Source organism: Candidatus Melainabacteria bacterium, assembly GCA_003963305.1.
GTDB lineage: Bacteria > Cyanobacteriota > Vampirovibrionia > Obscuribacterales > Obscuribacteraceae > PALSA-1081.
This window is the reverse complement of sequence record RXJR01000001.1, coordinates 444,497-466,795: the sequence shown is the minus strand read 5'-3', so window position 1 is coordinate 466,795 and position 22,299 is coordinate 444,497. Positions and strand designations below refer to the sequence as shown.

Annotated in this window: 19 protein-coding genes, 1 tRNA gene and 1 pseudogene; 9 read left to right on the top strand and 12 right to left on the bottom strand. The window is 49.0% G+C overall.

The features are described from left to right. Positions 1-273 precede the first annotated feature (273 nt). A complete protein-coding gene (locus EKK48_02000; protein ID RTL46253.1) occupies positions 274-1,422 on the bottom strand; it encodes a histidinol-phosphate transaminase in 1,149 nt (382 codons plus the stop codon). A 349-nt stretch (positions 1,423-1,771) separates the two neighbouring features. Between EKK48_02000 and EKK48_01995 the strand changes: the two genes are divergently transcribed. Together EKK48_01995 and EKK48_01990 are read left to right on the top strand one after the other, a co-directional pair. Further along, positions 1,772-1,845, top strand: a tRNA-Gly gene (locus tag EKK48_01995). 68 nt (positions 1,846-1,913) lie between these two features. Further along, positions 1,914-2,906, top strand: coding sequence for a threonine/serine dehydratase (locus EKK48_01990; protein ID RTL46131.1), 993 nt, complete (start codon positions 1,914-1,916; stop codon positions 2,904-2,906). A 30-nt stretch (positions 2,907-2,936) separates the two neighbouring features. Here EKK48_01990 and EKK48_01985 read toward each other — a convergent pair whose 3' ends face one another. Next, positions 2,937-3,386, bottom strand: a complete 450-nt coding sequence (locus tag EKK48_01985) for a hypothetical protein (GenBank protein ID RTL46130.1) — start codon at positions 3,384-3,386, stop codon at positions 2,937-2,939. 219 nt (positions 3,387-3,605) lie between these two features. Here EKK48_01985 and EKK48_01980 point away from each other — a divergent pair, with 219 nt between their 5' ends. After that, the gene (locus EKK48_01980) at positions 3,606-4,208 is read left to right on the top strand and encodes a CDP-alcohol phosphatidyltransferase family protein (protein ID RTL46129.1); all 603 of its coding nucleotides are present in this window, start codon (positions 3,606-3,608) and stop codon (positions 4,206-4,208) included. An 11-nt stretch (positions 4,209-4,219) separates the two neighbouring features. On the opposite strand, the gene EKK48_01975 is transcribed toward EKK48_01980, so the two are convergent. Further along, positions 4,220-5,278 (bottom strand): hypothetical protein, encoded by a 1,059-nt coding sequence (locus tag EKK48_01975; protein ID RTL46128.1) that lies wholly within the window; start codon positions 5,276-5,278, stop codon positions 4,220-4,222. Positions 5,279-5,384: 106 nt separating this feature from the next. Beyond that, entirely contained in the window at positions 5,385-6,377 is a 993-nt protein-coding gene (locus EKK48_01970; protein RTL46127.1) for a zinc-binding alcohol dehydrogenase family protein, read from the bottom strand. A gap of 119 nt (positions 6,378-6,496) precedes the next feature. Between EKK48_01970 and EKK48_01965 the strand changes: the two genes are divergently transcribed. The 3 genes from EKK48_01965 (at position 6,497) to EKK48_01955 (ending at position 10,712) form a co-directional block, all read left to right on the top strand. Next, a complete protein-coding gene (locus tag EKK48_01965; GenBank protein RTL46126.1) occupies positions 6,497-7,552 on the top strand; it encodes a DUF389 domain-containing protein in 1,056 nt (351 codons plus the stop codon). A gap of 136 nt (positions 7,553-7,688) precedes the next feature. Further along, a complete protein-coding gene (locus tag EKK48_01960; protein ID RTL46125.1) occupies positions 7,689-8,822 on the top strand; it encodes an alpha/beta fold hydrolase in 1,134 nt (377 codons plus the stop codon). A gap of 150 nt (positions 8,823-8,972) precedes the next feature. Continuing rightward, positions 8,973-10,712 carry a CoA-disulfide reductase gene (locus EKK48_01955; GenBank protein ID RTL46124.1) on the top strand — a complete coding sequence of 580 codons (1,740 nt, stop codon included), beginning with the start codon at positions 8,973-8,975 and terminating at the stop codon, positions 10,710-10,712. A gap of 270 nt (positions 10,713-10,982) precedes the next feature. On the opposite strand, the pseudogene EKK48_01950 reads toward EKK48_01955, so the two are convergent. The 4 genes and pseudogenes from EKK48_01950 to EKK48_01935 all read right to left on the bottom strand — a co-directional run bounded on the left by EKK48_01950 (position 10,983) and on the right by EKK48_01935 (position 14,066). Then, positions 10,983-11,171, bottom strand: a pseudogene (locus tag EKK48_01950) (pyridine nucleotide-disulfide oxidoreductase). 106 nt (positions 11,172-11,277) lie between these two features. Beyond that, positions 11,278-12,699, bottom strand: a complete 1,422-nt coding sequence (locus EKK48_01945; GenBank protein ID RTL46123.1) for an MBL fold metallo-hydrolase — start codon at positions 12,697-12,699, stop codon at positions 11,278-11,280. Positions 12,700-12,712: 13 nt separating this feature from the next. Continuing rightward, complete coding sequence (locus EKK48_01940) at positions 12,713-13,465, bottom strand: sulfite exporter TauE/SafE family protein (GenBank protein ID RTL46122.1); 753 nt, start codon at positions 13,463-13,465, stop codon at positions 12,713-12,715. Positions 13,466-13,478: 13 nt separating this feature from the next. Beyond that, the gene (locus EKK48_01935; protein ID RTL46121.1) at positions 13,479-14,066 is read right to left on the bottom strand and encodes a DUF2892 domain-containing protein; all 588 of its coding nucleotides are present in this window, start codon (positions 14,064-14,066) and stop codon (positions 13,479-13,481) included. A gap of 116 nt (positions 14,067-14,182) precedes the next feature. On the opposite strand from EKK48_01935, the gene EKK48_01930 reads away from it, so the two are divergent. Then, entirely contained in the window at positions 14,183-14,551 is a 369-nt protein-coding gene (locus EKK48_01930) for an ArsR family transcriptional regulator (protein RTL46120.1), read from the top strand. On the opposite strand, the gene EKK48_01925 is transcribed toward EKK48_01930, so the two are convergent. The 3 genes from EKK48_01925 to EKK48_01915 form a co-directional block, all read right to left on the bottom strand. Further along, entirely contained in the window at positions 14,548-15,594 is a 1,047-nt protein-coding gene (locus EKK48_01925; GenBank protein ID RTL46119.1) for an aromatic ring-hydroxylating dioxygenase subunit alpha, read from the bottom strand. The two genes, EKK48_01930 and EKK48_01925, sit on opposite strands and share 4 nt — an antisense overlap. A 119-nt stretch (positions 15,595-15,713) precedes the next feature. Further along, entirely contained in the window at positions 15,714-16,736 is a 1,023-nt protein-coding gene (ric, locus tag EKK48_01920; GenBank protein ID RTL46118.1) for an iron-sulfur cluster repair di-iron protein, read from the bottom strand. Between the two features lie 118 nt (positions 16,737-16,854). After that, positions 16,855-17,880, bottom strand: a complete 1,026-nt coding sequence (locus EKK48_01915; protein RTL46252.1) for an agmatinase family protein — start codon at positions 17,878-17,880, stop codon at positions 16,855-16,857. A gap of 283 nt (positions 17,881-18,163) precedes the next feature. Here EKK48_01915 and EKK48_01910 point away from each other — a divergent pair, with 283 nt between their 5' ends. Both EKK48_01910 and EKK48_01905 read left to right on the top strand, forming a co-directional pair. Next, complete coding sequence (locus EKK48_01910; protein ID RTL46117.1) at positions 18,164-18,832, top strand: hypothetical protein; 669 nt, start codon at positions 18,164-18,166, stop codon at positions 18,830-18,832. 182 nt (positions 18,833-19,014) lie between these two features. Then, positions 19,015-21,528 (top strand): arylsulfatase, encoded by a 2,514-nt coding sequence (locus EKK48_01905; GenBank protein ID RTL46116.1) that lies wholly within the window; start codon positions 19,015-19,017, stop codon positions 21,526-21,528. A 7-nt stretch (positions 21,529-21,535) separates the two neighbouring features. Here the strand turns inward: EKK48_01905 and EKK48_01900 are convergent, their stop codons facing one another. Beyond that, a complete protein-coding gene (locus EKK48_01900; protein ID RTL46115.1) occupies positions 21,536-22,180 on the bottom strand; it encodes a methyltransferase domain-containing protein in 645 nt (214 codons plus the stop codon). Positions 22,181-22,299: the final 119 nt, after the last annotated feature.

Sequence of the window (22,299 nt, the reverse complement as noted above, 5' to 3'; positions counted from 1 at the left end):
TTGGCAAGCCTTGTCACTTATTTACTGCAAGCTCCATTCGCTTGAAGTTTTGATGAGAACTGGGTTTACTCTTCGCTCAGCAATTTATGAATGTCGATTATTGAAGACATAAAAGTACCTGGTTCTTGCTCAGTTCAAATTGCCAAAATCACTGAAACGTCGGCAACATCAGATTTCTAAAGGTATTGGTTTTTTGCCGTTTTATATGCCTTGTATATGCGAGCTGTTTGAGTTGGATACTCCGATCGCCTGGGAAATTGGTTGACGAACTCTTTACGACAATGTTGGAACGACGTTGCGCAAAGCTTTTACAAGCAATTCGTTCTCTTCCGGTTTACCTATTGTTATGCGGACGCATGTTGGGAGTCCGAATGCAGTCAATGGGCGAATCGCGATGCCGTGACGCAACAGTCCCTCGTGGATCTGTGCGACGCGCTCTGCTGTATCCATTTCGACAAGGATGAAATTGCCATGTGAAGGTACGCGCATTAATCCCAACTGATCGAGTTCTTGTTCGATCAATTTCATTCCGGCTTTATTGTTTGAGAGTGTTCGTTCTAAAAACGCGTCGTCAGCAAGTGCTGCTAATCCGGCAGCTTGTGCCAGGCAGTTTGGCTCAAACGGCAATTTGATGCGGTTGACGAAATCGATCAAGTATTCGTGACCGAGTCCGTATCCGAGTCGAATTCCGGCCATTGCATACGCCTTTGAGAATGTTCTCAGCGTAAGGACGTTGTCGAGTCTGTAGCTCATTGAATCTGGGAAGGCAGGGTTATCTCCGCTAAATTCGTAATAAGCTTCGTCCAGGATGACGAGAACGTGTTCTGGCACCTTCTTGATGAAGTCATCAAATTGGTTGCGAGTAATGATTGTTCCGGTTGGATTGTTCGGATTGCACAGATAGATAATCTTGGTGCGGTCGTTGATTGCTCCAGCAATCGCGTCCAGGTCGAATGCATAATTCTTCAGCGGCACCATGTTGAGCTTCACGCCCTGAGCGCGAACCAAAACGTAAAGACCAATGAAAGTGCCTTGAGACGTAAGTACTTCATCGTCGCCATGAAGGAATGCGCGCACGATGTTGGCCATGGTACTTTCCGAGCCACTGCCTAGCGCGACGTTTTCTACTTTCACGTTGTAGCGTTCAGCCAGGGCTGAGCGTAAACGCATGCCTCCCATCTCGGGATAGCGGTTCATGTCTTGCAGCGATTCTTGAATGATTTTGAGCGCGCTCTCGGGTGGTCCAAGAGGATTTTCGTTCGAGGCTAAGTTGATAAATCGGTCAATGCCGAGTTCTTTCTTGAGCTGCTCAGGAGGGCGTCCTGGTTGATAGGGTTTCAGGGCTTCGATGTGCGGAGGCACGAGCCGTTTAGGTATTGGCTGACCTGCGTTAGAAGCTGATATTTGGCTTGGATCTGACATTGCCGCGAGGCGTTGGATTAACGTGACCATGGATACCCTAGCAAGTTGAAGGTTCTGAGACAGCAAAAACCAGCCGCCTGGAAGACTATCTTCCCGAGCGACGTTCATTCAATTGATATACGAAGGCTATCATCCTAGAGAGCCGCAGACAAATTAATAACCTGCGTTTTCGGGCTTTCTCATAAATTCTTAAACTTGTTTGTAAAGCTAGAGATTCTCTCCACAAGCGGCGATCGAAGCCTTGATGTCAAGCCAATTTGTGTAAAGTAAAAACTGGTGCGAGTTTTGCAACTTTCTGTGTGGCTTTACAACCACTACTCGCTATCTATATGATACGATTGGCACCTATGCGGGTGTAGTTCAATGGTAGAACGGCAGCCTTCCAAGCTGCACACGCGGGTTCGATTCCCGCTACCCGCTCCAGTATTATTGTTGATGTGTTACTCGAAGAGTTGGTGTTCCACCTTCTCGAATTTTTTGTGAGCTGAAACATGTCAGAAGAGAAAATTTGCCTGGGCGATGTGCTGGTAGCTAAGAAGCGCATCGGAAAGTACATTGCCAACACGCCGCTCGTCAAAAGCAGCTGGCTGAGTAACCTCACTGGCGCCGACGTCTATATGAAGTTGGAAAACGTTCAGGTGACTGGCTCGTTCAAATACAGAGGCGCTCTGAATGCTCTCTTCTGGGCGAAAGAAAATCACATCAATAAGGTATTCACTGCCTCAGCCGGTAATCATGGACTGGGCGTTGCGGAGGCTTCTGTTCACACCGAAGTTCAAGCGACCGTCTGTGTGCCTCAAACTGCTTCGCCGTTGAAAAAGCAGAAGCTGCAGAGTTACAGCATTTCCCTGATTCAGCATGGCGATGAGTGCGATGTGACTGAAGCATACGCCCGTCGTCTGGCTAACGAAAAGAAAGGATTCTACCTTTCCCCATACAACAATAAAGAAGTAATCGCCGGTGCCGGCACAATTGCTTTAGAGATGCTGGAGGAGATTCCGACGCTGTCGACTCTCGTGGTTTCGGTGGGCGGAGGCGGATTGGCCAGTGGTATTGCAATTGCTGCAAAGTCCATCAATCCTGACATCAAAGTTATCGGTGTGGTTGCAGCTAACTCTCCAGTGATGAGCACATCAGTTGTAGCTGGTCGCGTTGTGCGCGCTTTCCAGGACAAAACGATTGCAGACGGCATTGCCGGAAATATCGAGCCTGAATCAATAACTTTCGACTTTGTTCGAGAATTGGTCGATGATTGGATTACTGTCGACGAAGAAGATATCGTCTCGACCGTTTTTGAATTCCTGGATAATGAAGGCATGTTGATCGAAGGTGCGGCTTCTGCAACCGTTGCCGCTATCAGTCGTAAGCTTTTGAAATTCGGCGCCAAAGAGAAAGTTGGAATTGTTATTTGCGGCGGCAATATCGCGCGTAATGATTGGCGTGAGATCTTAGTTCAGCATTTAGTCGGTGTGACGAAAGCCTAGAATTTGCGATGGCGGCTTTGCTGTAGCGTCTTACCAATATTTCTCAAGCCCGTAAACAACTCCGTCCACTTTGTTATTCTTGATTTGGAACCCGATGAGCTCAATGTACTTGCCGGTTTTCACTAAGTCTCCCTGCTGGAGCCGATAGAACAGAGTATTTGAATCGAACTCTTCTTTCCACGGGTCACCATCAGGCGAGCCAAGCAATCGTTCAAGTTCTGCCTGCGTGAGTCCGATGACTCTATTCTTCGTCAGCAAATCATGTTCCATATTTAGTCGCAGAGATACGTTCGATTTCCATAAATCTGCCTGAAAGTCTATGGGCAAAATGACTGCCCTGCAGCGTAGCATGTGAAGGCAAATGAAAGGGCTTAGCAGGATGAGAACGGCGAGCTTTGCTGGGAATTTGGTTTTCTCCCCCTTTCCTGCTGTTGCTCGAAGCAGTAATTGACTAATTGTCATTAAATTCTGCTCTGCCACCTGGTTTTGAGCGTCACTGCTAAACAGAAGCGTTTTTCGATATTAACATACTGCTCTGAACTCTTTCTTCAAAAGTCCTGTCATTTCTGGTTTGCTCGTTTTGATGTTTGGCGATTTGTCTCGTGTAAGACGAAGCGCTGGGCGAGGGCCCGCCGTCCAACAATTCGAAAAGTGTTGATCAGGAGAGCACTGAGGTTCGTTTGCGGTTACGCTGCAGAAATGAACCAAATCCCCAACATCATCACTTTCGTTCGTTTGTTTGCGGCAACAGCCATAGCTCTTGATTGTACGAATCCATCGTGCTGGAAGTCGTTTATTTATTGGTTCGTTGCTGCAGGAATTTCGGACATGCTTGACGGCGCTATAGCGCGACGGTTTAACTGGTGTTCTCAGTTCGGTGCGCGGTTGGATAGTATCTCCGATCTGGCGCTTTATATGGCGGTAACGCTCGCTATTTGTGTCAGTAGAGGCTATGCAATCAGTGAGAACTGCTTGCTCGTTCTTGTCGGGTTTGCTCTTCAGATTCACCATATATGGTACTGCTGGTCCAAGTTTCGGACATTCCCCGCCTATCATTCTGATTTGGCTAGATTGAGTGCGTACGGTATTTTCTTTCTTGTCGTATTTTTCTGGTGCTTTGGAAATACTTTGTTCATCACAGTTTCGCTGGCACTTTGGGTGTTGTGCTCCGTTGAGGGGGTGTTGATAACGCAAAGGCTACAGGAATCGCGCGAAAACGTGCCTGGATTGTGGGCTATTCAGTCGGCGAATTCGGAATCGAAGATAGGGAATTCGGAATTGAAGGTAGTGAATTTGGAATAGACGGATTCGGGCTAATGTGTCAGCTGGTGCCGTTCAAAGAATTTCCAAATTTCTTCGCTGGCATCTATCGCATGGGTCGTCTTGCCTACCAGTTCCTCAGGCAAATATTGCAAACCTGATGGCCAGGTGTGCCCGCCATTCTGTACCGTCAAGAGGACAACTTCTGTACCATTCTTTCCGCCTGCATACGCCGTCTTGACGATATGCGTTCCGTCGGGCGGCTTGCAATCAGGCAGTTTCGTAGTAGCAGGTTTGCTGCTTATCGAATCGGCTTTGGCCCAGTAGCCGACAGCTTGCTCGGCAGACATGGCTCGACGTGAGTTTTTTTCCTCCAACGTGCGTTCGACTCCGATTGAGCCCCCGGCGTAAGGCACGACGTCATCATCATCGCCATGAATAAACAGCACAGAGATTGGACCTGGCGGTTTGAAATTCTTGTATGTCGATTCCTCGATACTGGCTGCGACCGACGCTATTGCAGCTAGTGTTCCAGGCATGGTAATGGCCAGAAATTGGCTGAAGAAACCACCATTGGAGATGCCGACAGCATAGATTCTGTTCTTGTCAATTTTGTACTTCGATTGGATCTGGGCGACCACTGCCTTTGTGTAGTTGACATCCGTCAGTTCCGCCTCGGTTGTACCGCCTTGTCCTTCGTTCCAGCGCGTATTTTGACCTTCCAGATAGGCGACTATGAATCCATGTTTGTCGGCACAATCATTGAGATTGGTCAGTTGCGGCATAGCGCGCGCATGACCTCCTGCCCCGTGAAAAGCCAGTACGAGCGGCGCTGGTTTTGTTGAATTATATTTTGCCGGCATGTGCAAAAAGTACTTGCGCTGCACGCCATGAGAATTGACGGCGAACTCTTGAAGCATCAGCTCTTTGTTGCTTGTTTTGGGATCTGAAATGCCGTTCCGCAATGAATCTAGCAGTGGCGTGAAATTCTTTTTTGCTAAATTTGGTTGTGCCATTGCCGGTGGTGCCCAGTTTGAAATTTGACCGAGAAGAGTGGCGAGCACAATAGTAGTCAACCTTGACCTATCTAAGTGGCGATGTCGTTCATGCATATCAGGTCTCTAATCCGTCTGCTCCAGATTCCCATATCTTCGCACTAACGTGGACATTTCGTTCTTGCCCTCTGCTAGCAGATTTTTGTCGTCAAAGCTAAACATATTAAGACTGGCTGGGCACGATGACGGCTGCGCCCTTGATTTTGCCGTGCCTGAATTGGTCGATTGCGTCGTTCAATGCAGACAAGGGAAACCTTCGCACGTGTGTTTGGATTTGTACATCACTAATTCGTTTGAAAAAGTCGTGACCATCCGCTCGCGTCAAGTTTGCAACAGACCTGACAGTTCGTTCGCCCCACAGCAAGTCATAGCTGAAAGATGGAATATCGCTCATGTGAATGCCGCCACAGACGACAGTTCCACCTTTGCGAATGGCTTTCAGCGCCGTCGGAACAAGAGCGCCCACTGTAGCAAAAATGATTGCTCCGTCCAGCTCTTCTGGGGCGTTTTGATCTGAGCCGCCTGCCCAGGTACATCCGAGTTCTCTTGCGAATTCCTGTCGCTCTGTGTCGCCTGGAGAAGTGAAGGCAAAGACTTTTTTCCCTTCGCTCAAGGCGACAGGAGTAATCACGTGCGCCGCAGCGCCGAAACCGTAGATGCCCAGTTTATAAGCATCGCCTGTGAACCTCAACGAACGCCAGCCGATCAGTCCGGCGCACAGTAGAGGCGCGGCGTGTACGGAATCATAGTTATCGGGGATCCGAAAGCAAAATCTCGAGTCGGCTATTGTGTATTCTGTGAAGCCACCGTCTACGGTGTAGCCTGTAAATTTCGCTTCATCGCACAGATTCTCTTTGCCGTTTTTACAGTAGTCACATTGCAGGCAGGCAGAGGCAAGCCAGGGAATGCCGACTCGGTCTCCAACATGTAATTGATCGACGTTCTTACCAGCCTCTTCAATAGTGCCTACGATTTCGTGACCCAGTACGAGTGGATATTTGGGTGACGGCAGGTCTCCATCTATTACATGCAGATCTGTTCTGCATACAGCGCATGCGTCCACTCTGACCAATACGTCGTGTTCTTTTACCTTTGGCCGTTCTGCGTCTGTTAACTGTGGCTGTTGGTGCGCTTTACTCAGGATTGCTGTCTTCATATATGGTGGCGTCCATTGTCCAGATGCGTTTGGTAGAAACATCTCATTTGCTTGTACCGACCTGTGATTTCAAATAATGACATAATGAACAGTGATTTGGCTGTCATTTTACTCGTATCATGCCACCGTTATTGCATCCAGTTGAAGAATCCCGATTGAACGCTCTGCAGGAGCGACTCGAATCAATCAGCAGGTTGTCTGTTGACTTCCTCGTGCTGCTCGCTGGAGCAACTTTCATCGCCACCTTTGGGCTTTTTCAGAACAGTCCAGGTGTGATCATTGGCGCCATGATTATTGCGCCTCTAATGCGGCCGCTGGTTGGTCTTTCGCTCGCTACATTGACGGCGGATACCAAGCTGCTCGGGCGGGCTTTTCTCACGCTGGTGGTGGGAACGCTCACTACGATTCTCATCTCCGGCACACTGGGCATGGTCTTTCGATCTCTAGAGCTGACTCCGGAGATCCTCGGTCGCACGCAGCCGACGCTGTTGGATCTGGGTGTGGCAATGTTTGCCGGTGCTATCGGTGCTTATTGTCAGGCAAATGAAAAGCTTGCTGATACTCTGGCGGGGGTAGCGATAGCTGTTGCCCTGGTACCGCCCCTGAGTGTTGTCGGTATTGGTCTGGCTTTTGCTAACGCTGCCGTGTTCTCTGGCGCAGCTCTTCTTTATGTAACTAACTTGATTGGAATCACTGTATCTGGTGCGATTGTTTTTTTGTTGATGGGGTTTACGCCTTTGCACCGGGCGAAGAAGGGGCTTGTCATATCCGCTGTATTGAGCCTTTTGCTCGTAGTGCCTCTAGCACTGAGTATGAGAGAACTCGTCCTGGAGAATCAAATCAATGCCAACATCAAGCGAATTCTTCAAGAAAGGACGCATACGTTCCAGGATGTTGAGCTTCATGATGTTAGGGTGGAGCGATATAAGCGTCCTATGACGGTCAGCGCTACGGTGTTGTCGCCGGGGCAGCCGATTACAGTGAAGCAAGTGGCGTTAGTACAGGATTTTCTGATCCGCGAAACGGATATGCCACTTAAATTCCGGCTGCAGGTTATCCCCTCTATGCAGATCACCGCTGATGGAGTTTCCAGCGCTGACACTGGTGCTGTCAGAGATAAGTCCTCTGGAGAAGAGTCTCCAGATAGTCAATCTAAAAGTTTAGAAAGTCGATAACTGACCAGGCTAGCTCTTTATTAGGAACACCCTGGAATGCCAATGTGCCGGAATATTTAATATGTTTGATATATAACCAGTCAACGATATAGTGATATATTTGATTTAGGAAGAGTTGTAAAAGGTCCCGGCTAAAATGAATGTTCACTCGCTCAAAAAGCAATTGTGCTTTCTTTCAGCGGCAACCCTGCTGGGTCTATCGTTCGGAGTTGCAAACGCCGAGAACTGTTCGTCGCAGGTGGTTCCGTCGAAAGTTTCAGGCGTAAACTCAAGCGCTTCGAACAGCAAAACTTCAAGCGCCTCGTCAGACAGTGTTGGTGCTCTCTGTAAGGAAGATCCCTCGTGTGTCGTAGTTGGTGGAACGCATTTCCTGGAGTGGAAAAGTCCGACCCCCGCAAAAATGATCGTTGTTTGCATCCACGGCTTGGGTCTCTGTGCAAGGGCTTACAAGCCGTTAGCAAAGGAACTTTCTGAAGCTGGTATCGACGGTTTTGGTGTAAATGTCCGTGGGTTCGGGCCCGATCGCGACCAGCCCGATAGGGTCAAGCTTGATTGCGTCGATACAGTCGGCGATGTACGGCAGTTGTTGGAATCGATTCATAAAGCGCATCCAGATTACAAAGTATTCCTGGTTGGTGAGTCTATGGGCGGTGCTCTTTCCATTCGAATAGCGGCTGAGAACCCAAATCTTGTTGATGGCGTCGTGTGTTCAGCGCCAGCCTGGAAGTTGCTCAAGACTCATCGTACTGCCGCTAAGGGAATTGTTGAGCTGGTTTTCTTTCCGCATAGTGCGCCTGGTCCTGCCGGCAAAGCAATAATCCATCAGGCGACAAGCAATCCTGAGCTGACCCGGCACTGGCTCAACGATCACTCTCATAAGTTGAAGCTTACATTGGGGGAAGCGACGGCATTTCTCAACTTCATTTCGAAAACGGATGGTTACGCGAAGCAGTTGCAAACGCCGGTTCTGGTCGTACAGGGGCTTAACGATCACCTGGTCTCTCCAAAATCGGTTGCTCGGCTTTTCGCCGACATACCGGTTGGGAACAAAACTTTTCTTATTGATGGAACCGGTGAGCATCTGGTTCTTGAAGAAGGTGGCTACACTCCTGCCGTTATAGAAAAACTTGTCACCTGGATGAAAACCGGCGCAGTGAAAGAAGCGTCGACGCTGCAAATCGAATCTGTAGATAGTCTCGATTTATCCGCAAAAGAGAAGAAAAGGCTCTCTACATTGATGCGCATTGCTGGTAATTCGAAGCGCTTGTGAATCTCGGAGCCAGATCAATGCTTGTCGATTTCTTGTGAGATCCAAACGTTTGTGAATTTCGCAGCCAATACTACTTTAGGATGATTTGCTATATAACCAATTAGCGATATAGTAATTCAGTCCGGGCCGGAAATATAAGGAGCTTGAAAAATGTCAGCGAAAGAAGCCGCAACGAAGAAAAAAATTGTCATTGTTGGAGGTGTGGCTGGCGGCATGAGCGCGGCGGCGAGGGCGCGTCGTCTTTCTGAGCAGTCGGAAATCATAGTCATAGAAAGAGGCGCGCATGTTTCCTTCGCGAATTGTGGATTGCCCTATTTCCTGGGCGGTGAGATTGAGTCTCAAGATCGGCTGTTGGTAGTTAAGGAACCTGACCTCAGGAGTAAGTTGCGACTTGATATTCGTGTCAATAGTGAAGTTGTGTCTATCAATGCGCAAGAAAAATCAGTAGAAATTCGCGAAACGAAAAATTCCCGAGTTTATCAAGAGACCTATGATGAGTTGATTCTGGCGGTTGGTGCCGCGCCGCTCAAGCCTCGAATACCAGGAATTGATCTACCCGGACTTTTCACGATTCGTAGTCTTGAAGATGTAGAAGTGATTGAAGATTGGGTGCGCCGCCAAAACCCTCAAAGTGTGGTAGTTGCCGGTGGTGGTTTTATAGGGCTTGAAATCGCTGAGCAATATGCGAATAAGGGAATGGATGTAACTTTGCTCGATGGGCGAGATCACGTTTTGGCGCCACTAGATCCAGAAATGGCGGCGCTTGTTCAAGACGAACTGGAGAAAAATAAAGTCAGTCTCGTTTTGGGCTCTCCGATCTCAAAATTTCATGCTGCAGATCAAATCGTAAGCAAAGGCGTCAGTCCTAAATCCTGCTGGGTAGAGGCGGGAAGTCATGCCCCTATTCCTGCGGATATGGTTATTCTGGGGCTTGGTGTGCGTCCTGAGACAACGCTGGCACGTAGCGCCGGTCTGGAGATTGGCGAGCGAGGCGGAATTAAAGTCGATGCGCACTTGCAAACAAGTTCTCCTCATGTCTGGGCTGTTGGCGATGTCATTGAGGTGCGCCAACCGATCACTGATACACAGACTCTCATTGCTCTTGGAGGACCTGCAAATCGACAAGGACGAATAGCCGCAGATAATATATTCGGCAGAAATGAAAGTTACGATGGCACCATCGGCACGGCAATTCTCAGAGTCTTCGACCTTACTGTTGCCTCAGTCGGGCAGAACGAGCAGACTCTGAACGAATTGCGGATTCCGTACGAGGTTGTCTACGTACACCCCAGTCATCATGCCGGTTATTACCCCGGCGCGGAAAGACTAGATATGAAAGTGATTTTCCATGCCGAATCCGGAAAGTTGCTGGGCGCGCAGATAATCGGCAAGCACGGTGCTGATAAGCGCATCGATGTTATAGCGACTGCTATAAAAGCGAAAATGACAATCCGAGATCTGGCTGAGTTGGAACTGGCTTATGCTCCGCCGTTTGGATCTGCTAAGGACCCGATCAATCTCGCCGGTATGGTGGGGACAAATATTCTCGATGGTTTGGTTGTTCAAGTTGATTGGCGCCAGGCTGCTAAAGCTTTGAACGACAGCAACTTCGTGCTCGTCGACGTCAGAACCGACGCCGAAAGAAAGAGGGGATTCATACAAAACAGTATTCATATCCCTCTTCCTGAATTGCGGAACAGAGTTTCAGAGATCCCGAAAGACAAGCAAATAATTACGTATTGTCAGAGTGGGCAACGCTCATACATGGCCTATAGAACACTCAAGCAAATGGGCTTTGATGTGAAGAATCTGGCGGGTGGCTATTTTACCTGGATGTCCGCAAACCCTAAAAGCAAATTGGTTGATTCTCAGCGCTGCGTTGCGATTTGATTGATTCTTAACAACTGTGCTGCCGACTTGACACCTTCTTGCTGTGAAATGTTGTCTCATTGAATATGCAATACCAGTCGAGATACAGGTGTTATGAACGAACCATTTACTGAGGCAATGTTGCTTTCATTGTTTTTTCTTGGGGCCATGAAGATTGTTCAGGACAGACTCGAGCAGCTGGCGGAGGGGTATGTGCGACGATGTCAGAAAAAGCATGCGGCGGAGGGGGATGTACAACGACGTCAGAACAAACATGCGGCGAATGCGTTGTCACAATCGTCCTTTCAACATTCCATCCCAGTAGAAAACTGGTAAAACATAATTTTTCAACAGATACATAGAGTATCGCTCCTGGCTCTGGTCGAATGGAAATGTTTCTTGTGGTTGCAACGCATAGTCGAATTAGGCCAGGATTATACTTTTATAGCCTGTGACTAGAGGGCATGATGTGTAGCCGTTTCGGCACCGAAAAGCGATTTTCGCAGTCTGGCTGCGACCGAAATGCCGACGGTGCCACCGCCAACGATGACAAGTCGTTCTGCTTTTCTCATTCTAGTCACCCGGTTTAGATTGAGTGGCTGGGCTCTTTTATGCTCGGTTCGCCTCGAGATATATCGAAACCACTATTATTCCACGCTTTCATTCCTCCCAGCACATTCATCAAATTTGTAACGCCGGCTCTTTCAAGAATACTTTTGGCAATTGATGAGCGATATCCGCTGGCGCAAACAATTGCAAACTGTTTGTTCTCGGGAATTTCCTCACTGTGTCTGGGCAATTCAGCTAGCGGTATATTTCTGGCACCCGGTATGTGTCCTTCTTCGAACTCTCCTTTGCGCCGTACGTCGAGTATGTAGATATCCTGGTTTTCCTTCAGCTCCTCGTGCAGTTCCTCGACCGTAATTACCGGTGTTTGTGTGATTTCGAAGCCCCCATCACTCCAACTGATCATTCCTTTCTCCAGATAACCAATTACGTGTTCGATGCCTATGCGAGCCAACCTGAGGATTGCTTCTTGGACGGAAATTATGTCGTTCGCTAAAAGAACAATTGGCGCATTGATGTCGATCATAGTTCCGGCCCATGAGGCGAACTGACCACTCAGTGCAATGTTAAGCGAGCCTTTGACGTGACCGCTGGCAAATTCTTGTCCGCTTCTGACGTCAAGCAAAATTGCACCGCGCTGCATCTCCTTGTTGACCTCAGTGGCTTGCATCGCTTTGGGTTTGACCAGCTCATTGAGCGCATTCGCTCCGCGCTTATTCAGTTCGGCGTCTTTCGGGAAATATGCCGGAACCTCTGGAAGGTCGGTAGTCACCAACTCTATGAATTGTTCCTTTTTAATGCCGGGCTTGAAGGCATAGTTAAACTGCTTTTGTTTGCCTATTGTTGATGTTCGTTCATCAGAAAGTTGTTTACCGCACAGAGAACCGGCGCCATGGGCGGGATAGATTTCTGTTGCATCGTCGAGTTTTGCCAGTTTGTTGTAGAGGCTGTCGTACAGTAGAGAAGCCATTTCATTTTCTGAGTAACCTTTGACTGCCACCAGATCTGGTCGTCCCACGTCGCCGATAAACAAGGTGTCACCGGTGAATAATTTTGCCGCCGCACCCGTACCCGTACTTTCTTTTGCCAGAATACAGATGCTTTCAGGGGTGTGCCCGGGAGTTTCTAGTATCTCAAGTTCTACGTTGCCAATTTTGAGCACGTCTGCGTCTTTGGCGGCTATATGTTTGAAGGAGGCTCCTGCTCGAGAGCCGAAAACAATTTCTGCTCCCGTTCTTTTGGCAAGCTCAAAGTGTCCACTGACAAAGTCGGCATGCAGATGTGTCTCAATGATGTACTTGATCTTGAGATTGTTTTTCTCCGCTTCTTCAATGTACTGATCGACGTCTCTTTGTGGATCGATAACCGCCGCTTCTCCGTTTGACCCTAATAGATACGATCCATGAGCCAGGCAGCCTAGATAAAATTGTTTGAAATACATGTCTTTTCCCTCGTCAAAATCCTAGAAATTGTTTGGCCAGCATGAAGCCAGATAGAGCCAGTAAAGTGATGGCAAAGCCCGTTTTTAGCTGATTTTGCCGCACGTGATGCGCGAAGTGCCCGGCTATGGGAGCGGCGGCTATAGTTCCCGCTACAAATGGAAGAACTGTATTTCCGCAGCGCACGAAACTGGCATATGTTGCAGCGCCAACGAGGCTGTTCATGCTAATAACGAGCAACGAGGTGCCGACTGCTTCTCTGATGCTGAGACCGACCACGAACGTCAGCGCCGGCACGATGATGAATCCGCCACCGACGCCTAGCAGTCCGGTCAGGGCGCCGGCGCCACAACCTGCGAGCAATATTTTGGCGATCTTGTTTCCTTCAATAGAAGCACTTTCTGCAGGCAGTTTTTGCCGTTGCATGAGCATTAGCGCACCAATCAGAGCCATGGCTAAAGCGAACAAAATCAGTTGAGTGCTGTCCGACAGATTCTTTCCAGCAATCGCCCCCAGGTAGCTGCCAATGGCTCCGGCGCCTCCGAACAGAAGCGCGGTTCGAATCAGCACTGAATCTCTGCGATAGTGGCTGATTGCAGCTAGGAAGCTGGCCACTCCCACAATCACAAGGCTGGTGCCGATAGCGGCTTTTGCCTCGAGTCCCAGAATGTAGACCATGATCGGTACTGCGATTATGCTCCCTCCTCCGCCAAGAAGACCGAGCAGCCCACCTGTAAGAAGACCCAGTGCTATGCTCAAAAACAGCATGATTGATCAACCTCTAGCCGCCTGAGCAACAATTAGGTTTGGACGCCGCTGGGGACGCGGATGTGGGCGAGGGGGTCAGCTTGTTCCATGGAGCTTTTGCAAGAAGAATAGCGAGACCGCAGTTGCCTGTCAGTCCGGCGAATGTCAGACCAGCTCCAATGAACCCTGGCACGATGAACCAGTTTTTGTTGATAGTCCAGCCTGCTGCGACGCTAGACAACAAGATGGCACCTATTGTCAGTTGTACCTGTCTTTCCAGCGGCAATCGCTTTTTCCCTTGCTTAAGGCTGAGTCCTGCTTTTTTCCAGTCGTTAATGCCGCCGGTCAGAACGCCGACGTCCATTCCGTATGTGGCAAGCAAGTCGGCGGCGCGACCAGCGCGATTGCCTGTGCGACAAATCAGAATTTTTTGACACTCTTTTTTCAGTTCGCCGCCGCGATTGGCGAGGTCGTCAAGTGGAATGTTCTTGGACTCTTGAATGTGCTCGCTGTCGAATTCCATCGGTGTGCGCACGTCTATCAATTGAATGCCGCCGCCGCTAGCTAACAATGTTTGTACTTCGTTCGGGTTGAGCCGACTGATCGTGCCGATGCTAGGCATTTGAAGATTCTCCTTATTCAACTTTCCCAATTTCAATATATCGTTAATTGGTTGAATAGTCAATTGACGAATTAACGTTGTATTGCTACAGTGAATGGTAAGAAATGGAGGATGCAATGGTTTCGAAGAAAGTTGCTAAGTCGTCTGCCGGAAAAAAACAGCCGCTTTCCAAAGATGCGCTCGAGATCGTCGCTGCACGCTTTCGGGCGATGGGAGACGCTACTCGGCTTGAGTTGCTTCAATACTTAATGGATAAAGAACACTCGGTGCAAGAACTCTGCGATCTTACCGGGATGAGTCAAGCGAATATCAGCAAACATCTTTCATTGCTCGCGGATCAGGGCATTCTTAATAGGCGCAAGCAGGGTTTGTTTGTCTACTACTCAGTCGCCGATATGACGATTTTTCAACTGTGCGATCTTGTTTGTGGGTCACTTTCTGAGCGTTTCGCTAAGGTGCAACAACACTTCGCACAGGGCAGTTAGGTTTCCTGATCAATTTCTTGCGACGATGGGTGCGCGCTAGCTCGCCAGAGTTTGCGGAAGTAATCAATTGCTCGATCGCTGGGAAACAGTTTCTCGTTGGTTGCTTCTGTAGATACTGTTGGTCTTTGCGAAAGAACAACGCGACGATCTTGATCGAGTATTACGCTGTTCGATTTGTTGAAAAGCGGTGTTAGCAGTGGCACTATAAATGGTGCTGTCATAAACCGCTGGTAAGCGCGCAGGTACAGACGCGTTTTCGTATTTGAAACAGGCACAAAGCTTATGAATTGATAGAATTTGCCAGGTGCGATAGTAAGCAGCCATAAGTTCGGAAAAATGAATTGAATTGCTGCGGTGGGTGCATTTGCATCGCTCACATACATCGATATTCGATCGTCTACGCAATCGATTCTCCTGGTGCCTTTTACATCGACGTTTTTTCCAATTGTCGTTCTGTGAACAAAAGGCAAGTGTGCATAGTCGAGTTGATTTTCCACGCATCTTGTTATATGTGTCGGCCATTCATGCACTGACTCGTGCATGGCGAGACCAGAGTCGAGTTCTGCAAACCATGGTGGTGATTGCGACTGAGAGTTTCCATGCTTAATCCAAATGAAGCCGTTTTGTTCGAGTACTTGCCAGGTGTCTACGCATAGATTCGGGGACGCTTTGGCCGTTTCTGGAACAAATGTGCAACTTCCGGTAGTATCAAATCTGAATCCGTGAAACGGACAGCTTATGCAGTTTTCGCGCACTTCGCCTAAGCTCAGTTTTGCAGAGCGATGCGGGCAAGTGTCTGTCTGCATTACAACCTGTCCGGATGAATTTCGCCATAAAACGAAATCTGTGCCGAATAATTGTACGGGAAAAGGCGCTGCTCGAACTTCTGTGCTTGCAGCGACCGAATACCAGGCGCTGGGCACTCGCATTGGCACTTGCATTGCCGGTCGCACGGACGCGTTCGTCAGCTCGTCGTGCTGTTGCATTATTTTGCTATCGATTCGCTTGCCCGGCAGACTTTCAGTTTGATTGCTTGCATCCAAGAGGTAGTCATTCCTTAGAGAGATCCATTTAAGTTTATCTCGTCTGCCGGAGGAAAAGTACCTTTTGCCTTTACCCGTACGATCCAGGAGGTCACCATAGATCTCGGACCGCTACAGCGCTATCTGCAGACAGCTGCTCCAGCTAATTTCAGTGCACGTGGAAACAGAATATTGTTTTCTTTGTGCACGTGTTGGTGCATTTCCAATTCGAGTGCGGCAAGTGAATGCAGTAGGATTTTGAACGTGTTGCATGCGTCTTCTGGTGGAGTGTAATCGTTCGTCAGTTTGCTCATCATTGACAGCGCTTCTCCTGCATCGTCGTGCTCCTTTGTCATCATCTCTATCGGATGGTCAACAGAGCCACCACATCCGAAGTAAGTAGTTCTGCCAGATTCAATGCTTGTGATTGCAGGAAACAATATCAATTCTTCCTTTTGCATGTGCTGTTCAAGCTGTTCTCTGAATAAGTGAAAGATCCTTGAGACCTCAACCATTTCCGGATGATTCACGCCGTGGACTCGGGCAACTTTTTTTGTTAGTTCCGAGAGGCGAGGCAGTTCGATGCGCAAGCGTTCATGGTAGCGAGTGATGAGGTGCTCGATTAATGCACGCAGAGTGGTTTTGGTCCAATCTGGCTCTAGTTCTAATTGTTTGCTTTGCTCTGCTTCTATTTGATACTCATTCAATTTAGCAAGCAACTGATTCACGCTTATGCCCTTCTCATTGCACGCTTGCTCAAGCAATTTTTTTCCGCCGCAGCAATAGTCGAGACCATATTGCTCGAAGATGCAGGCGAATTCTGGGAGTTCGGTTACGATCGAACCGAGTGTCTGGTTGATAAGGAATGCCCTGTTCGTCCGATCGGAATAGACTGAGTCTGAGTGCTCATTGTCCGAGACGCTTACGCAAGAGCAGGGTTGAAACATTGCCTGATCGGCTCCGCAGTCGGGGCAGCGCCATTGTTCTGGCAGTTCTTCAAACTTTTGTCCCGCTCGAGTGCCTGGTGCACCGATCTTTTCGTCAAATATGTAGTTGCATACTGTGCAAATTGTTTTTCCATCAGCCATGACTGTCACCTCGCTAATTGTGGATATAAATGTCCTTAAATCTATAATAGCGACAGTGAATGGTTTGCGGTTCATCCTTCGGAATGATTGACGGACTCATTCACAAATTTTTGACTTATCCGATTAAGAGTTGGGAATTGACAGCTCACGAGTTGAGCCTTAGTTCTGTTTGCCAGGATTGGCTCAACAATTGCTAGTTTATGTCTGTTTGAAAAGCTTCGCTAAATTTTGCGAGCCCGTTCGAGGCAGCGACCAGATTGGCGAAGTTGTACAGCAGACGCGCTCCAACACTGGCGTCCCATTCATCGTTGCCCGGTGCGACTTCACAAATGTCGAATCCGATCAGTTTTCTTCCTGAGCGAAGCACTTCGTGAACAAGGAAAAGACTCTGTTCGAACTCCAGCCCTCCAGGTACTGGTGTACCTGTATTTGGACAAAGTTTCGGGTCGAGTCCATCGATGTCGAAACTGAGATAGACGTTTTGCGGTAAGTCATTGATTATTGATTGACAAATTGCGTGCCAGGATTCGCCGCGAAAGGCTCGGCTTTTCAGTGCTCGATCAGTGTGCATAACGATGCGTCCAGCTGAATTTTTTACCAGAGAAACCTCATCGTCACAGTAGTCTCGAATGCCAACTTGCACCAGCTTGCTTACATTTTTGATTTGCATCACATTGAACATAATCGATGCGTGCGAATAACGGAAGCCCTCATAGGCATCTCGCAAATCGGCATGTGCATCAATATGTAGTATGCCGAAAGTTTGATTCCTCCCCAGTTCCTCAATCAGTCCGAGTGGTGCGCTGTGGTCGCCTCCCAGAACGCAGACGAGTTTTCCACTATCGAGATATTGACGTGCATTTTTTCGTACCCAGTCGTTCATCTTTTCGCAGTCTGAATTTATTTCTTTGAGAAGGACATCGTCTTCAGTGCCATTCTCCGCAAGTGCTTGAAGATATCGCTCTGCTTTCGAGCGAGTCTCGGCATTGAGTTTGCTCAGTGTTTCCATGTCTTCATGCATTGCAATCCCGACTTTCCAGGCATCCTCAACAAACGGATCGTATAAGTCCACCTGCTTCGATGCTTGTAGAACTGCTTCCGGAGCTGATGCGGTGCCGGTGCGATATGATACTGTCGCTTCCCAGGCGACCGGCAGAATTACCTGAGCCGCTGTTATCGTGCTGAAGGGAAGACCAAAAATGCCGTCTAGTGTCGCCATGGCATTTGGATCGAAGTCGGATGTTGCAGTGTGCTGGCTCAATTTAGATGTCCTTGTCTGTATGCGATAAGGCTCTATTTAACGCTGCTTTTCCGTTTTCGTCAAAGTTGTTTCGCTATTGTGAAAGTGAATATTTCTGGATCTGGTGCCACTGATTTACCACCTGTCGTGTGAGGTGTTAACCAGCGGAGCATAATTCAGTGGGTGATCGGCCACAGTCAATTCATCGTGTAAACTTAGTCACATCGAGTTTTCAACTGGCGAAGAAGCAACGAGGTTCTGGATGGATAAACAAGTTAAAATTCTTGCTTCGACTGCTGCGTCGCTATTTTTACTTTTGATGTTTGCTGCGCCTTCTACTGCTCGCCGCGAAGTCTTTGGTGAAGGCGATGTTCACCTCGGAGCTTGTGATGGAGCAACTGCAGCCTATGTTCAGATAACTCCGCTTGAAGATGCCGATTCGCTAGGTCTGGGCGGGAATGATAGAGCCGCTTCATTGACTAACTTGGGAACAGGGCAGTCTGGTGTGTCGTTTTTTCCGCAGTACGATAGTTTGACTGCCGATCAAAAAGCTCAAGTACAGTTCAGTGTCGCTTCCATTTATTTCAAGAGCGATGCAAATGCGCTCAAGAATTCCAATATCAACGTATGTTTTAGCGACGGCAACTCAAAATCGATTCCTCTCAACAGCCTTAAGCGATTCAACGAGATACTGGGCTGGCAGAAAGTTCAGCTTGGTCCAACATCTTTCGGCATCAGTGATGCAAGCGCTCGACGACTAGACCGTCTATCAGTGACTCTTGCGGGAGAAGGGCATTTGTCAGTCGGAAATGTTGAAAGCTTCTGGGAGATTAACGCTCCCCGCGGTGGACAGTTATTTTTGGGCTGGAACTTGTACAGCAATTTGCACACAGATCTCCGCAATTGTTCGATTCTGACTGATTGCAAGTAAGGGCTCCTGTTTCGCGACAATGTCAGTTTGGGCAGGAAGGGCAAGAAGTTGCAAACTGAATCGCCTCGGATTGAACTCCGTCAGTCATAAGAACCTGGATCTTCATGATGAGCCGAACCCTGTTGTCAGCAGGGCTGTTGGAGTATAATCGACGCTCTTTACTCAACGGAGACCACACAGCAATGTCGCAGGTTCAATTTCGAGCGCTGTTCTTTTTGATTGTTTGCTTTCTGCTCAGCGCTCCATTCGCATCTGCTCAACAGACGACGGGAGTGGTTGGTTCGCCCAGTGCAACAACTACCATCGATGGCAAGCAACTGCCGGCTCCGGAGCCTGCCTTTGGCGGCGTCATCAAAGATACTGCCGCGCAATCTAAAGCCTGGTGGGCACCGCGCATAGTACCACCTAAAAGTGCCCCGAACGTTTTGCTTATTCTCACTGACGACGTTGGCTTCGGCGCCCCGAGTACTTTCGGTGGTGTAATTCCGACCCCGACACTAGACATGATCGGAAGAACTGGTCTGCGTTACACGAACTTTCATTCAACGGCGCTCTGCTCTCCGACCAGGGCTGCGTTTATTACCGGTCGTAATCATCACTCTGCCGGCTTTGGCGTAGTTTCGGAGCAGTCAACTGGTTTCCCCGGTTACAACAGCATTATTTCAAAGGATAAGGCGTCTATTGGACGGATTCTCAGAGATAACGGCTTCTCGACTTCCTGGTTCGGCAAGGCGCATAACACACCGACATTCCAGGCCAGTCAGATTGGTCCGTTCGATTTGTGGCCGACTGGCATGGGGTTTGAATACTTCTACGGGTTCCTGGGTGGCGATACCAGTCAATGGCAGCCAAACCTGTTTCGCAATACTACGGCTATAACGCCTTACGAGGGGCAAAAGGGCTGGAATCTTACGACGGCGCAAGCCGACGAAGCGATCCAGTGGCTCAACCAGCTCAATCAGATCGACCCCAGCAAGCCGTTCTTCTGCTACTACGTTCCTGGTGGAACACATGCACCGCATCATCCCACACCGGAGTGGGATCGCAAGATCAGTGATTTGCATCTGTTTGATAAGGGATGGAATGCACTGCGAGAGCAGATCTTCGCAAACCAGAAAAAATTGGGTGTGATTCCGCAAGACGCAAAGCTTACGCCATGGCCGCATGACCTTCTGAAGAACTGGGACGAACTGACTGCTGACGAAAAGAAGATGTTTATTCGTCAGGCAGACGTCTACGCGGCTTACTTGGCTTACACAGATCATGAAATTGGACGCGTCATCCAGTCTGTCAAAGATATGGGCAAACTAGATAACACTCTCATCATCTATGTCAGTGGAGACAATGGTGGCAGTGCCGAGGGTAGCCTTGTAGGAACGCCAAACGAAGTGGCGATGTTCAACGGAATGATGGTTCCAGTTGAGGAGCAACTCAAGCATTTCTACGATGTCTGGGGTACTGACCGCACTTATAATCACATGGCAGTGGGCTGGACCTGGGCTTTCAGTACTCCATATTCATGGACCAAGCAGATCGCCTCGCACTACGGCGGCACCGCTCAAGGCATGTGCGTCTCCTGGCCCGGACATATCAATGATGTGGGTGCGATTCGCGATCAGTTTCACCATGTAATCGATGTGGTGCCAACGATTCTCGAAGCCTGTGGTATTCAGGCACCAGACACAGTCGATGGCATTAAGCAAAAGCCAATTGAAGGTGTCAGTTTCGCTTATACATTCGATAAGGCCAATGGAGGTGCGTCATCGCGACATAAGACTCAATACTTTGAGATGATGGGCGATCATGCTATTTATCACGACGGCTGGATCGCCAGTACTAAAGTGGTGCGTGCGCCGTGGGTCACTGCGGGACCTGTCAACCAGGACCCAGTGAACAATGTAACCTGGGAACTCTATGACCTGACAAAGGACTGGACTCAATCTAATGACCTGGCCGCCACGAACAAGGCAAAATTGGAAGAGTTGAAGGCTTTGTTCCTCAGCGAGGCTAAGAAATACCAGGTGCTTCCACTCGATGCCACCTGCGCCACGCGTCTTGTCGCCGCCCGCCCGAATATCACTGCGGGACGCAGCGAGTTTGTCTACACAAAGCCTCAGACCGGCATTCCGCAGGGTGATTCGCCAGTCTTGCTGAACACATCCTACACGGTCAAGGCGAACGTAGACATTCCGGAAGGGGGAGCCGAGGGCATGCTGCTCACTTCAGGTGGACGCTTTGCCGGCTACGGATTCTATCTCCTTAAAGGCAAGCCCGTGTTCCTGTGGAATCTGGCTGATCTGAAACGCGTTCGCTGGGAAGGTCCTGCAGCGCTCAGCCCCGGTAAGCACGAGTTGGAATTTGACTTCAAGTACGATGGGCTCGGTGCCGGCACGATTGCCTTCAATAACATGAGTGGTATCGGACGCAGTGGCACTGGGACGCTCAAGGTAGACGGCAAAGAGGTGAGCACGCAGAAGATGGAAGGCACTCTTCCGTTGATTTTGCAGTGGGACGAAAGCTTCGATATCGGCTCCGATACGGGCACTCCGGTGTGTGATGAGGACTACAAGGTGCCGTTTGCTTTCACCGGCAAGCTCGATAAGCTGACACTCAAGCTCGATCGCCCAGAGCTGTCAGCAGCCGATATCAAACTGCTCCAGCAAGAATCGCAGCGTGATAACAAAGCCAGCGAATAGAGCCAAGTTATGGCTTTGTTTGGAAGATGAGGAAATACTGGTTCGGCAGTAGCGAGATATCCTCAGAAACTGCAAAGCCGGCCGTGTTCATTTCAGCCACCAGCTTCTCTTTGGAGATGCGGTGTTCGAGCGGAGGTCCTTCCGGAGATTCCGCGGTAAAGTCGATGATCGCAATTTTTCCATTACGGCGGAGTTGCTTTTTCAGTGCACTAAAGTATTTGACTCTGTCGTCGATATGGTGATAAGTGTCCACTACAAGGATCAAGTTCACTTTCCGTGGGAAGTGAATTTCATTGGGTTTCACCTTTAACGGTTTGTGGTTGGGCAGCAGTTCCTTTTTCGTCTGCTTTTTCATGTAATCGATCATGTCAGGTTCGACATCGGCTGCATACACTGTGACACTCGGAAATGCCCTGGCAATGCGCAGTGAGAAGTAGCCGGTGCCCGCACCGATGTCTGCTACTCGGTCGTTGTTATGAATGTTCAGGGCTGGGATCACAGCCTCCGGCTTCTGCCATCTATCGCGAGCAGGATCGTCGAATATTTTCACCCATTTCTGTGCATCGTCGAAACGCCTATGATAGCCCTGTTTGCTCGTTGGCAATGATTTCGCTGGTTCTGCCGGCGTATGCGCTCGGACTGCCGCCAGCATTGTTAAGGCCGATGTGAATGCTAGCAATGGAACAAATGCAAGTGCACCTGTTGAACCGGTCTGTGTGATTTTGTGGAGAAATCTATGGATATGCAATGTTTAAACCGGTAAGAGACGAC